Origin of the sequence: Xanthomonas sp., assembly GCF_017163755.1 — a bacterium.
GTDB lineage: Bacteria > Pseudomonadota > Gammaproteobacteria > Xanthomonadales > Xanthomonadaceae > Xanthomonas_A.
The window spans coordinates 19,187-30,778 of sequence record NZ_JAFIWC010000005.1; the positions used below are offsets into that span (position 1 = coordinate 19,187).

At 71.2% G+C, this 11,592-nt stretch carries 12 protein-coding genes; 9 read left to right on the top strand and 3 right to left on the bottom strand.

The window, feature by feature from the left end; all coding sequences use genetic code 11:
* Nucleotides 1–297 precede the first annotated feature (297 nt).
* The 6 genes from JR065_RS04695 (at nt 298) to JR065_RS04720 (ending at nt 5,679) form a co-directional block, all read left to right on the top strand.
* A complete protein-coding gene (locus JR065_RS04695; protein WP_206232571.1) occupies nt 298–825 on the top strand; it encodes a hypothetical protein in 528 nt (175 codons plus the stop codon).
* A gap of 1 nt (nt 826) precedes the next feature.
* Nucleotides 827–1,459: a hypothetical protein gene (locus tag JR065_RS04700; RefSeq protein ID WP_206232573.1), complete on the top strand. Its 633-nt coding sequence runs from the start codon at nt 827–829 to the stop codon at nt 1,457–1,459.
* 78 nt (nt 1,460–1,537) lie between these two features.
* The gene (locus tag JR065_RS04705) at nt 1,538–2,731 is read left to right on the top strand and encodes an adhesin (protein WP_429001841.1); all 1,194 of its coding nucleotides are present in this window, start codon (nt 1,538–1,540) and stop codon (nt 2,729–2,731) included.
* 131 nt (nt 2,732–2,862) lie between these two features.
* Complete coding sequence (locus JR065_RS04710; protein ID WP_206232576.1) at nt 2,863–3,555, top strand: C39 family peptidase; 693 nt, start codon at nt 2,863–2,865, stop codon at nt 3,553–3,555.
* A gap of 13 nt (nt 3,556–3,568) precedes the next feature.
* A complete protein-coding gene (locus tag JR065_RS04715) occupies nt 3,569–4,360 on the top strand; it encodes a hypothetical protein (protein WP_206232577.1) in 792 nt (263 codons plus the stop codon).
* A gap of 89 nt (nt 4,361–4,449) precedes the next feature.
* The gene (locus JR065_RS04720; protein ID WP_206232794.1) at nt 4,450–5,679 is read left to right on the top strand and encodes a transporter; all 1,230 of its coding nucleotides are present in this window, start codon (nt 4,450–4,452) and stop codon (nt 5,677–5,679) included.
* A gap of 84 nt (nt 5,680–5,763) precedes the next feature.
* On the opposite strand, the gene JR065_RS04725 is transcribed toward JR065_RS04720, so the two are convergent.
* Nucleotides 5,764–7,098, bottom strand: a complete 1,335-nt coding sequence (locus JR065_RS04725) for a sigma-54 interaction domain-containing protein (RefSeq protein WP_206232579.1) — start codon at nt 7,096–7,098, stop codon at nt 5,764–5,766.
* A gap of 253 nt (nt 7,099–7,351) precedes the next feature.
* Here JR065_RS04725 and JR065_RS04730 point away from each other — a divergent pair, with 253 nt between their 5' ends.
* A complete protein-coding gene (locus tag JR065_RS04730; protein WP_206232581.1) occupies nt 7,352–7,831 on the top strand; it encodes an acyl-CoA thioesterase in 480 nt (159 codons plus the stop codon).
* Nucleotides 7,832–7,898: 67 nt separating this feature from the next.
* Here JR065_RS04730 and JR065_RS04735 read toward each other — a convergent pair whose 3' ends face one another.
* Nucleotides 7,899–8,708 (bottom strand): NlpC/P60 family protein, encoded by an 810-nt coding sequence (locus tag JR065_RS04735; protein ID WP_206232583.1) that lies wholly within the window; start codon nt 8,706–8,708, stop codon nt 7,899–7,901.
* A gap of 107 nt (nt 8,709–8,815) precedes the next feature.
* On the bottom strand, nt 8,816–9,352 hold the full coding sequence (locus tag JR065_RS04740) for a C40 family peptidase (protein WP_206232585.1): 537 nt from the start codon (nt 9,350–9,352) through the stop codon (nt 8,816–8,818).
* Between the two features lie 109 nt (nt 9,353–9,461).
* On the opposite strand from JR065_RS04740, the gene JR065_RS04745 reads away from it, so the two are divergent.
* Nucleotides 9,462–9,941: an FKBP-type peptidyl-prolyl cis-trans isomerase gene (locus tag JR065_RS04745; protein WP_206232587.1), complete on the top strand. Its 480-nt coding sequence runs from the start codon at nt 9,462–9,464 to the stop codon at nt 9,939–9,941.
* Between the two features lie 403 nt (nt 9,942–10,344).
* Nucleotides 10,345–11,592: a DUF418 domain-containing protein gene (locus tag JR065_RS04750; protein ID WP_206232588.1), complete on the top strand. Its 1,248-nt coding sequence runs from the start codon at nt 10,345–10,347 to the stop codon at nt 11,590–11,592.

Sequence of the window (11,592 nt, forward strand, 5' to 3'; positions counted from 1 at the left end):
TCGTCCGCATGCGTGCGCGGACGCCCTTGCTGCCGGTATCGCCAAGACCCTGATCTCGAGCCGGATCAACGACTTGGCGGAAGCGCCGCGCCAATGCCAGGCTCGGCGCACGGCGCGCGGCGGCGCCCACTAAGCCGGTTTCGCCGCCGCCAGCGCCCGGCCCGGCGGCCCGATGCCGTTACACAACCGCCACTGCCGAGCCTGCGCGAGAATCTCAAACGATTGATTTTTAAGTAGATATTGGCTTGGCACGGTAACTGCTCCCAGCTCCGCACACACTTCAGCGGGGCAGGGAACATGGACACTGCAGCCAGGCATCGGGTTCTACGCGGCATCGGCGCCGCGGCGTGGCTGGCGCTGTTTCCGGCGCTGGCGCTGGCCTCCGGCGCGCGCCAGGGCGTCAAGGCGCAGCCCGGCGAGATCGTCGTGCTGCGCGATGTCTCTGCGCGTCCGGCCTATCGTCCCGCGCCGCCCGGCATGGCGCTGATCGCCGACCCCTCCCCCGAGCGCGAACTGCAGCAGACCCTGGGCGGCGGCCTGGACGAGCTGTCCGATGGCGACTACGCGGCGATGGATGCCACCGCCGCCGCGCCCGGCCATGCCGGCGGCGCGAGCCGCGTCGAGCGCATCGCCGGCGGCGCGATCGAGGGCACGCTGGGCCGCGCCAGCGGCGCGGGCGGCAGCCTGTCCGGCGCCGCGCTGAGCCAGGGCATCGGCGTGCCGATGGGCGCGGTCGGCAGCGCCACGCGCGGCATCGGCGATCAGGTGCGCGGCGCGCTGGCGCAGTTCCCGCTGGCGCAGCCGGCCGCCGGCGCGGGCCGCTGAGATGCGTCCCGCCTTCGCCGCCTGCAGCGCGTGGCTGCTTGCGCTGGCCAGCGCCGCGGCGCCGGCGCAGCAGCGCGACGACTACCGCGCGATGCTCGGCTACCTGGCCGACAGCCGCATCGACGGACGCAGCTTCGCCGGTGCGCAGGGCGCCATCGCCGCGAACCTGGCTGCCGGCGACCTCAACCTGCAGGCCAACCTGCGCAGCTTCGCCAGCGGCACGCAAGCGCTGGCCACGGTGCAGGCCGCGCAGGTCCATGGCGACGACCGCCACGACGGCCCGCTGCATGCCAGCGCGCGGCTGGGCGGCGACGCGCTGCGCGGCGCCAGCGGACTGGCGTCGATCAATCAGGCCAGCGGCAGCGGCAACGCGGAACTCAATTCCGTCGCCGCGTCGCTGGCGCAACAGGGCATACGCGAAGCGAGCGACGAGGCCCTGGCCTCGAGCGCCGTGGTCGCGTCGGCAGGGGAGCGGAACGCCGGCGACGCCGTCGGCGGAACCGGAACCCGCAGCGTGGCGGTGGAAGCCACCGCGCTGCGCGGTTTCCAAGGCGTGCTGCAACTCAATCAGATCGCGGGCTCGGGCAATGCGGCGGACAACCAATTCAGTCTTTCCGTGCAGGCCGGTCCGTGAGCAATCAAACCACCCGATAAGCACCACACACTAGGAGAGGGCGACATGAAAACCAACGGAAAGTGGACGTTGCTGGCGATGGCGGTTTCCGCGCTGGCGGCCAGCACGGCCGCACAGGCCGGTGAACGCGATCACCAGCAGGGCGACCGTTCGCGGCACAACGTGGAGGTCAACCTGGAGAAGGACCTGCGGCTGAGTTCGGACATCGAATTCTCCGGCGATCCCAGCATCAGCGGCGACATCGATCTGGACTCGGCGGCGATCGCGATCATCGACAACCGCCAGTCGATCACCGCCAACGGCGCGCTCAACGACAAGCTGAGCAACGAGGCCTCGATCGCCGACGACGTGGGCAGCAACGCCGCCGGCAACCTCGGCTTCAACGCCGCCGCCGGCGACAACAACGCGCAGGACAACGCCGCGGCGCTGTCGGCGGCCGACGCCAGCTTCAGCTTCGGCATGGCCGACGCCGAGGTGTTCGTCAACCAGTACGGCGCCAACAACCAGACCATGAACCTCGGCGTCACCAACGCCGCCAGCCTGGGCGGCAACGCCTTCAGCGGGGCCTCGGGCAACATCGGCGTCAACGTCGCCTCGGGCAACAACAACGGGCAGAAGAACGCGCTGGCCGCCTCGGTGGCCACCACCGCGTACGCGCAGTCCAGCATCAGCTCCAACCAGGTGTCCACCGGCAACATGGTCAACAACGCGGGCATCGTGCAGGAGTACACCGAGACCACCGACGTGTCGCTGAGCGGCCCGGTCAGCGGCTGGACCGCGGCGCTGGGCTACGGCGTCTACGAGGGCTCCAGCTCGGGCAGCTACAGCGGCACCGGCAACGCGTACCAGAAGACCAATTTCTATCCGGACAACTGGACCGGCGACAGCCATCCGGCCGGCAATGCCACCGGGCACAGCGATTGGGACAACGAGACGCAGGGCGCGGTGATGAACCCGTACGCCGAAGGCGTCGGCGGCATCGCCTTCGACACCGACGAGGAAGGCAGCTACAGCGGCAGCGAGTCCGGGCAACTGGGCTTCCTCGAACTGGGCGTGGCCGACCTGTACGCGGAGCTGAGCGGCAGCGTCGCCACCACGCGCTACATCGTGGTCGATGCGACCAACACCGCCTCGCTGAGCGGCAGCGCCTTCGCCAACGCCTCCGGCAACATCGGCGTCAACGTCGCCGCCGGCACCGGCAACCTGCAGGCCAACAGCCTGGCCCTGGCCGTGGCGCAGCCGTCCACCGGCGGCGGTGGCGGCAGCGAGTAACGCGGCAACGGTTGCGCAGGCAACCGGCGTCAGTGCGACACCCGGTGCCCCTCCAAGCGCCGGCGTTCCCTGGACTCCTCGCCGCGCCCACCCGCGCGGCGAGGGCTCCTTTCCCGAATTCGAGGTGACCGATGCGCATCGCGTTGTTCCTGCTGTCGTGCTCGCTGGCCGCCGCGGCGCCGTCGCGCGCCGGCGAAGTCCGCTTCGGCGGCGTGCTGCCCGACGGCAGCACGTACGTACGCGAAGTGGAGAGCATGCAGGAAGGCCGCTTCCGCCACATCGTGCGCCAGCGCACCGACTACAGCTGCGGCGCCGCCGCGCTGGCCACGGTGCTGCGCTACGCCTACCGCCTGGACACCGACGAGAGCACGGTGATCGAAGGCATGATGGGGGTCTCCGACCCGGAACTGGTGCGCCAGCGCGGATTCTCGCTGCTGGACATCAAACGCTACGTGGAATCGCTCGGGCTGCGCGGACGCGGCTACCGCGTGGACGAAACCCGCCTGCAGTCGCTGCGCGTGCCCGGCCTGGTGCTGATGGACGTGCGCGGCTTCCGCCACTTCGTGGTGCTCAAGCAGGTGCAGGGCGACAGCGTCGAACTGGCCGATCCGATCCTGGGCAACCGCAGCATCGGCGTGGACGAGTTCCTGGCGTCGTGGCCCTCGCGCGCGGTGTTCGTGGTGATCGGCAGCGACTTCGATCGCAACACCGTGCTGCTGCAGCCGGGCAGCAAGCCCAGCGCACGCGCGCTGTACGCGCGCCAGGGGCCGATCACCGACGCGGAGCTGGTCGATTTCGGCTTCACCCATGCCGATCTTTTCTGAAAGGAGTCTTGCCATGTCGCCCCTCTCTTGCACGCGCACGCCCCATCCGTGGCTGCTGCTGGCGCTGCTGTGCCCGTCGCTGGCCAGCGCCGCCGATGCGCCGGCCGCGCCCGGAACCGGGCTGAAGGAGATCCCCGACCCCGAGCTGAACCTGATGCGCGGGCGCTACACCGTCGGCGGCGACGCGGTGGCGTGGTTCGGGGTGTCGATGGTGTCGCAATGGCAGACCGGCAGCGGCCAGGTCCTGCACAGCGCGCTGACCCTGGGCATGGACTTCTCCCGCGGCGGCGCCACGCCCCGGCTCAGTTTCAGCCCCAGCGTCAGCATCACCGCCGCCGACGCGCCGTTGCCGGGCGGCGCAGCGGGCGCGACGCGCAGCGTCGATGCCGCCGGGCTGCAGAACGTGTCCGGGCTGGTGCAGGGCGTGCAGATCGCCGGCGACGGCAACCGCGCCAGCAACCACGCCCAGTTGCGCGTGCGCGACGGCGCGGCGCCGTCGGCGGATACGGGCGGCGCGGCCGCCAGCGTCGGCCAGCAACTCGGCGGCGCGCAGGCGCTGGCCAGCTACGACGGCGACGCGGCGCGCGTGCTGCTGCAGGTCGAGGGCCAGGGCGCGGTGCAGCAGTGGATCCGCAACGGCAGCGTCGGCCAGAGCGTGCAGCTCAGCGGCGACGGCCAGCAGGTCAGCAACCGCCTGCAGATCGACCTGGTCCGGCAGTCGCTGGGCGACACCGCACCGCTCACCCAGCACGTGGCGCAGGCGATCTCTTTCGCGCGCGGGCTGGGTACCGGAGTGGGGCGGTGAGGCAGCGGCACGGCGGGCTCCGCGCGCCTGCGCCGCCTTCGCAGCGGCCGCTGGCGCTGGCGCTGGCGTTGACGCTGTCCGCCGCCGCGATGCCGGCGCTGGCGCAGGAACAGGCCGCCGACGCCGCCGAGGTCCAGGCGCTGCTGGCCAGGCTGGAAACGCTCAAGGCCAGTTATGCGCAGGAAGTGCGGCGCCTGCGCGAACTGGACATGCAGGTGCAGGCGATGCAGGCACGCCTGAACGGCAAGGCCGGGGCGCTCGCGGCGCCGGCCGCGCCGGTCGCCGCCGCGCCACCGCCGCCGTCGGCAGACAGCTACGCCAGCAGCGCCGCCGAGGCGCAGGACGCGAAGGACGCCTCGCGGCGCAGCGTCGACGACGTCAAGCAGCAGCAGGCGGTGCTGTTCAACCAGAAGCTCACCCTCGAAAACAGCCTCACCTACGCGCGCTACGATCGCAAGCAGCTGAGCCTGAACGGCTTCCTGGCGCTGGATGCGATCTTTCTCGGCAACATCGCGATCGAGAACGTGGAATCCGATTCGCTGACCTACGACCTGGCCGCGCGCTGGGGCATCAGTCCGCGCCTGACGATGAGCCTGGACGTGCCCTACGTGGCGCGCAAGACCGTGTACCAGAAGGGCGGCGCGGGCGGGTCGGCGGCGGCCATCGCGCAGGAGCAGACCGACGGCAACGGCATCGGTGACGCGACGCTCGGCGCCAACTACCGCCTGTTCCAGGAGCGCGGCTGGCGCCCGGAGACGGTGGCCACGCTCGGCGTGACCGCGCCGACCGGGCGCGCGCCCTACGGCGTGGACTGGCGCGTGCTCGAGCGCGACGACGACCAGTTCATCCGCTTCGCGGTGCCCAGCCGCCAGCCCACCGGCAACGGCGTGTGGCAGGCCAACGTGGGCCTGTCGGCGGTGAAGACCGCCGATCCGGCGATCCTGTTCGCCAACGTCGGCTACATCCACTCCTTCGCGCGCAGCTTCGACGACCTGGACAGCAACCCGGACACGGTCAATCCCGGCGAAGTGCGCCTGGGCGGCGCGTTCTACTTCGGCGCCGGCGTCGCCTTCGCGTTCAACGAGCGCACCAGCCTGAGCCTGTCCTTCAGCGACAAACTCAACGCGCGCGCGTCCACCCGCTACCAGGGCGGGCAGTGGGTCAAGGTGATCGGCAGCGACGGCAATGCCGCCACGCTGAACCTCGGCGTCACCTACGCGCTGAACCAGCACGCCACGCTGGTGAGCATGCTCGGCATCGGCCTGACCCCGGATTCGCCGGACTTCAGCCTGGCGTTCAAGTTGCCCTACATGTTGTAGGTCGGGGATTGGGGATTTCGGGATTGGGGATTCGGTGTGGCATTGCCGGCGCTCTCTGCAAGCCCGGATCGGCGCGTCGTTTCCTTATTCCCTCATCTTCTCGAGGGCCACTCCATGACGGCGGCACATCCGGTACACGGTGACCCGCGACAGCTGCATGCGCCGCGCGCAGGCGCTGACGTTGAAGGCGCTTTCGTGCAGGCAGCGCAGCAGCGCGTCGCGTTCGGCCTGCGCGCGCGCCGTGTCCAGCGGGGCGTGGCCGTCGCCGCTGGGCGCCGACAGTTCCAGTTCCACCGGGCTGATCAGTTCGTCTTCGGCCACCACCGCGGCGCGCTGCACCCGGTTGAGCAGTTCGCGCACGTTGCCGGGCCAGGCGAACGTGGCCATCGCCGCGCGCGCGGCATGGCTGAAGCCGCGCGCGCGGGTGGCGTGGCGGCTGCGGAAGGCCTGCAGGAAATGCTGCGCGAGCAGTTCGATGTCGCCACCGCGCTCGTGCAGCGGCGGCATGTGCAGGCGCAGCACGTTGAGCCGGTAGTACAGGTCGCTGCGGAAACGGCCATGCTCCACCGCCCGCTCCAGATCCACGTGGGTGGCGGCGATGATGCGCACGTCCACCTGCACCGGCTGGTGGCTGCCGACGCGTTCGATGGTGCCTTCCTGCAGCACGCGCAGCAGGTTGGTCTGCACGTCCAGCGGCAGGTCGCCGATCTCGTCGAGGAACACGCTGCCGCCGGCGGCGGACTCGAACAGGCCCAGGCGCCGCGCGCTGGCGCCGGTGAAGGCGCCGCGTTCGTGGCCGAACAGTTCCGACTGCACCAGGTTGGGCGGCAGCGCGCCGCAGTTGATCGCGGCGAACGGGCGCTGCCGGCGCGGCGACAGGTCGTGCAGCGCGTGCGCGGCGACCTCCTTGCCGGTTCCGGTCTGGCCGGTGATCAGCACCGGCAGGTCCACCGGCGCCAGCTTGCGCACGCTGGCACGGGTCGCGCACAGCGCCGGGCTCTGCCCGATCAGCGCGTCGATGCCGCCGTGCGCGCGGCATGCCTCGCCGCCCAGGCCGTCGAGCGTGCGCAGCACCCGCGGCAGGTCCAGCGGCATCGCGAAGGTGTCCACGCAGCTGCGCAGCAGGCGCTGCACCCGCGGCTCCCGGGTCGGCGTGCGCGCCGAGGTCATCGCCACCAGCGGCAGGTAACGGTGGTCGCCGAGCAGTTGTTCGACCTGGGCCAGGCCGTCGGTGGCGCCGTCGCGCAGGTCGACCATGCCCACGACCGTGTCGTCGCCGCGCAGGCCGATGCCGGCCGCGTCGCCCGGGGCCACCGCGCGCAGGCGCCAGCCCGCCGCGGCGAGCGCGTCGCGTTCGCTGCCGCCGGGGTGGCCGAACCAGATGATGCAGCGCTTGCAGAAATCGGGCATTGCCGCCATGCGTAGTCCGCCATCGAGCGTCGGCGCCGGCGGGTGCGCAGGGAAATCGCAGCAAACGCCGGCCGTGCCGCCCCACGTCCGGACCGGAACCTCCGCAGGAGGCGGGCGGGGGCGCGGTCGCGGCCGGTGGCCGCGATCGGTGCGTCGCCTGCGGAGTGGTACTGGCAAGTAGAACGCCGGCCGCGCGCGGAAGCGGCCATCGGGCAGGGCGCCGTGGCAGACTCGCGCTTCCTTCCCGTGCCATGGAGCACCGATGAGCGGCGTGCAACGCGAACTGACCTTCCGATTCCTGGCCGAACCCAGCGACGTGAACTACGGCGGCAAGGTGCACGGCGGGGTGGTGATGAAATGGATCGACCAGGTCGGCTATGCCGCGGCGGTGGGCTGGAGCGGCCGCTACAGCGTGACGGTGGCCGTCGGCGGCATCCGTTTCGTCTCGCCGATCCGGATCAGCGACATGGTCACGGTGAGCGCCAAGCTGGTCTATACCGGCAGCACCAGCATGCATTTCGCCATCGACGTGCGCGCGCGCGACCCGATGGGCGGCGATTCGCGGCTGTGCACGCATTGCATCATCGTGTTCGTGGCGCTGGACGGGGTCGAGGGCAAGCCGTCGCCGGTCCCGACCTGGCAGCCGGGCACGCCGGAAGACCGCCGCCTGGCCGAGTACGCGCTGAAGGTGATGGAGCTGAGCAAGGGGATCGAGGACACCATCTCCCACTACCAAGCCTGACTGACCCGGGCGCACAAAAAAGGCCGCTGTTCCCAGCGGCCTTTCCGGTGCGGCTGTGTCGCGTCGCTTACATCGCGACCCGGCGCGCCTGCAGGAACTTCGCGCTCCAGTAGCCGCTGGTCAGCGTGTCCACGCGCACGTCCTTGCCGCGGCTCGGCGCGTGCAGGAAGCGGCCTTCGCCGACGTACAGGCCGACGTGGTCGACGCGGCCCTTGCGGCCGAAGAACACCAGGTCGCCCGGCGCCAGCGCGTTGCGGTCCTTGATCAGTTCGGCATTGGCTTCGTGGGCCATCTCGCGCGACACGCGCGGCAGCTCGATGCCCAGCGCGGTGCGGAACACATAGCCGATCAGGCCGCTGCAGTCGAAACCGCCGTCCGGCGTGTCGCCGCCCCAGCGGTACGGGGTGCCCAGCAGGGTCATCGCGCGCTTGAGCACCGACTGCACCTTGTCGCCGCCCGGCACCACGCCTTCGCGCAGCGGCGGCTGGGACACGTCGTAGTTGGCGAGCAGGCGGCTGATGTCGCCGGCGAACATCGCCGAGCGGTCCATCAGCGGGATGGTGTCGTTGGCGGCCAGGTGCGGCAGCAGCGCGGCCAGGGTGGCGGTGGCCGCGGCGTCGGCCTTGCTGCGCGCCGCGTTCTGCGCCTGGGCGGCCGGCGCCGGCTTGGCGGCGGCCGTGGTGGCGGGCACGCCGGTCACCGGGGCGGCGACGGCGCCGATCTGTTCGGGGACCACCGCGGCGGCGGTGTCGGTGGGAGCGGACTGGGCCAGGGCCGGAAGGGCCGAGAAACAGAGCGAGGCGCTGCAGAAGAGGCGGAAGGCGGCCCGGCGGCGAGCGGCGGTCTTGCCTGGAGAGGTCTTGGCTTCAGTCGTCACGCTTCGATCACAAAATCAAACGATGCGCGATGATGCCCTGTGCAGGGCAAGTGAAAGTTCAAATGGCGTTAATATTTCGTAATTATGAATGTGACGCGCACCACAGATCACCGCAAAACCCGCTTCGCGCCTGAATAGTGGTCGCGCCAATACGGGCCATCCAGGTAGTCCAGGCGCACCGTTCCACCGCTGTTGGGCGCATGCACGAAGCGGCCTTCGCCCACATAGATGCCGACGTGGCTGACGCTGCCGCCGCTGCCGAAGAACACCAGGTCGCCGGCGGCCAGGCGCTGCGGCTCGATCCGCGGGCCCTGCACCGCGGCCAGGTCGTGCGAGGTGCGCGGCAGCTTCAGGTCGAGCATGTCGCGGTAGACGTAGGCGACCAGCCCGCTGCAGTCGAAGCCGGACTCGGGGGTGTTGCCGCCGTAGCGATAGGGCGTGCCGACCAGCCCGAGCGCGCGCATCAGCACCGCGTTGGCCGCGGCCGGGTCGGCCGGCGGCACCTGCGGCCAGCTGCGCATCGCCGGCGGCGGGCGCGAGGGGCGCACGTCCTGGCGGCCGCAGCCGGCCAGCGCGAGCGCGCACAGCAGCCCGGCGAGCGACGCCCGGCGCCATGCGTGCGGTGAAACTGGCTTGTTATGCATGGAGCCGGGATAATGCGCGACCTTAGATGGCCGCCATCATGGCGGCGCTCCCGTCGGCCGACAAGCCGTCCCTCCGTCTGCCCCCGGCAGCCATAGCGCAGAGTTGCACATGAAGATCGAAAAAGACCGCGTCGTCCGTTTCCACTACACCGTCTCGGAAGCCGGCCAGGCGCCGATCGAGACCTCCAAGGACCGCGATCCGCTGGCGATCCTGGTCGGCCACGGCAACATCATCCCGGGCCTGGAGCAGGCGATGATGGACAAGGAAGGCGGCGAGAGCTTCGGCGTGGACGTGGCGGCCAGCGACGCCTACGGCGAATACCGCGAAGGCCTGACCCAGCGCGTGCCGAAGAAGCACTTCGGCGCGACCCGGCTGCAGCCGGGCATGCAGGTGGTGCTGCAGACCAACTTCGGCCCGCGCGCAGTGACCGTGCAGAAGGTCGGCATGAGCGTGGTGGACGTCGACCTGAACCACCCGATGGCCGGCAAGGACCTGCATTTCGACGTGGAGATCCTCGAGGTCCGCGAAGCCTCGGCCGAAGAGCTGGAGCACGGCCACGTGCACGGCGACGGCGGGCACCACCACTGAGCGAGGCCGCGGCCGGCCACCTCGCAGACCGCGCTCGACGGGCGGCGATAGGGGCTTGCGGCCAGCCCGTATCGGCCAATCGGCGACGCGCGCACTGACGGCGGCTGCCGCGCCTCGGTCGCTGCCACCCAGCCATGCTGAGACCTCTCCCACATCTGAGCCCCTCTCCCATCGGGAGAGGGGTTGGGGTGAGGGTACGTACGGCCACGGCGCAACCCAGGCCGTGCGCGTCCTGCACCACGCCGCGCCGCTGATCGGCACCGCTCGTTCGACACACCGGCCCCGCCGCCGCCGGCCGGCTTCGCGTCCGGCGCCTCGGGGCTCGACCTCGCCGCGCGCGCAGGCAGCGCCAGCGGTCTGCGGCAGTGGATAATCGCCGGCTCCGTTAATCGGTAGCAGCGACTTGGCGTCTTCCGTTCCCCTCCTGCAGCCCGTCGCGCCCGCCGAGCGCATCGCCACGCTGGACGTGCTGCGCGGCGCCTGCCTGCTCGGCATCGTGCTGATGAACATCGAGGCGCTGGCCGGCCCGCTCAACGCGGCGCTGACCGGGCTCGATCCCGCCTTGCGCGGCGCCGACCGCATCGCCGACGCGGCGGTCTACCTGCTGGTGCAGGGCAAGTTCTACACCTTGTTCTCGCTGCTGTTCGGGATGGGCTTTGCGGTGATGGCGCAGCGCGCCGAAGCGGCGCGGCGTCCGTTCACCGGCTTCTACCTGCGGCGCAGCGCGGGGCTGCTGCTGATCGGGCTGGCGCATGCGCTGCTGCTGTGGTCCGGCGACATCCTGTTGACCTACGCGCTGCTGGCGCTGGCGCTGCTCGCGTTCCGCGAGGCGCCCACGCGCTGGCTGCCGTGGCTGGGCATCGCCGCCTACCTGTGCGGCCCATTGCTGATGCTGCTGTTCGGCGCGGTCGGCTCGCTGGCGCAGCTGGACCCGCACGGCGCGGTGGCATGGCGGCAGGGCATGGCCGAGCAGGCGCAGCACGCCGCGCAGGAGATCGAACGGCAGCGCCAGGCGTTCGGGCACGGCAGCTACGCCGAGGCGACCGCGCAGCGCCTGCGCGATCTGGGGGCCACGCTGCAGGGGCTGGTGTTCAACGCGCCGACGATCTTCGGCATGTTCCTGCTCGGCACCTGGTGCGTGCGCAGCGGCCTGGCCGCCGCGCCGGCGCGGCATCGGCGGCTGCTGGCGGCGCTGCGCTGGGCGGTGTTGCCGCTGGGCGCGGCGCTGATGCTGCTGAGCTTCGCCCTGGAGCCCTGGATGGATCCGGCGCGGCTGGACCTGCGCCTGAGCGCGGCGTTCGCGCTGGGCGCGGTCGGCAGCGGCATGATGGCGTTGGGCTATGCGGCGTGGATCGTGCGTGCCGAGCACGCGCTGCGCTGGCTGGCGCCGGCCGGGCGCATGGCGTTGACCCACTACCTGTTGCAGTCGCTGCTGTGCACCACGCTGTTCTACGGCTACGGACTGGGCTATTTCGAACGCCTGCCGCGGGCCTGGCAGATCCCGTTCGGGTTCGCGCTGTTCGCCGTGCAGGTGGCGCTGTCGCCGCTGTGGCTGCGCCATTTCCGCTTCGGCCCGGTGGAGTGGCTGTGGCGGTCGGCGACCTATCTGCGCTGGCAACCGCTGCGCCGGCGCGCTGCGCAATCGCCCTAG

Coding starts and splice junctions, on each gene's coding strand:
- JR065_RS04705 (WP_429001841.1), top strand. CDS start 1,538: ATGGCGGTTTCCGCGCTGGCGGCCAGCACGGCCGCACAGGCCGGTGAA.
- JR065_RS04715 (WP_206232577.1), top strand. CDS start 3,569: ATGTCGCCCCTCTCTTGCACGCGCACGCCCCATCCGTGGCTGCTGCTG.
- JR065_RS04720 (WP_206232794.1), top strand. CDS start 4,450: ATGCCGGCGCTGGCGCAGGAACAGGCCGCCGACGCCGCCGAGGTCCAG.
- JR065_RS04725 (WP_206232579.1), bottom strand. CDS start 7,098: ATGGCGGCAATGCCCGATTTCTGCAAGCGCTGCATCATCTGGTTCGGC.
- JR065_RS04740 (WP_206232585.1), bottom strand. CDS start 9,352: ATGCATAACAAGCCAGTTTCACCGCACGCATGGCGCCGGGCGTCGCTC.
- JR065_RS04730 (WP_206232581.1), top strand. CDS start 7,352: ATGAGCGGCGTGCAACGCGAACTGACCTTCCGATTCCTGGCCGAACCC.
- JR065_RS04695 (WP_206232571.1), top strand. CDS start 298: ATGGACACTGCAGCCAGGCATCGGGTTCTACGCGGCATCGGCGCCGCG.
- JR065_RS04745 (WP_206232587.1), top strand. CDS start 9,462: ATGAAGATCGAAAAAGACCGCGTCGTCCGTTTCCACTACACCGTCTCG.
- JR065_RS04710 (WP_206232576.1), top strand. CDS start 2,863: ATGCGCATCGCGTTGTTCCTGCTGTCGTGCTCGCTGGCCGCCGCGGCG.
- JR065_RS04700 (WP_206232573.1), top strand. CDS start 827: ATGCGTCCCGCCTTCGCCGCCTGCAGCGCGTGGCTGCTTGCGCTGGCC.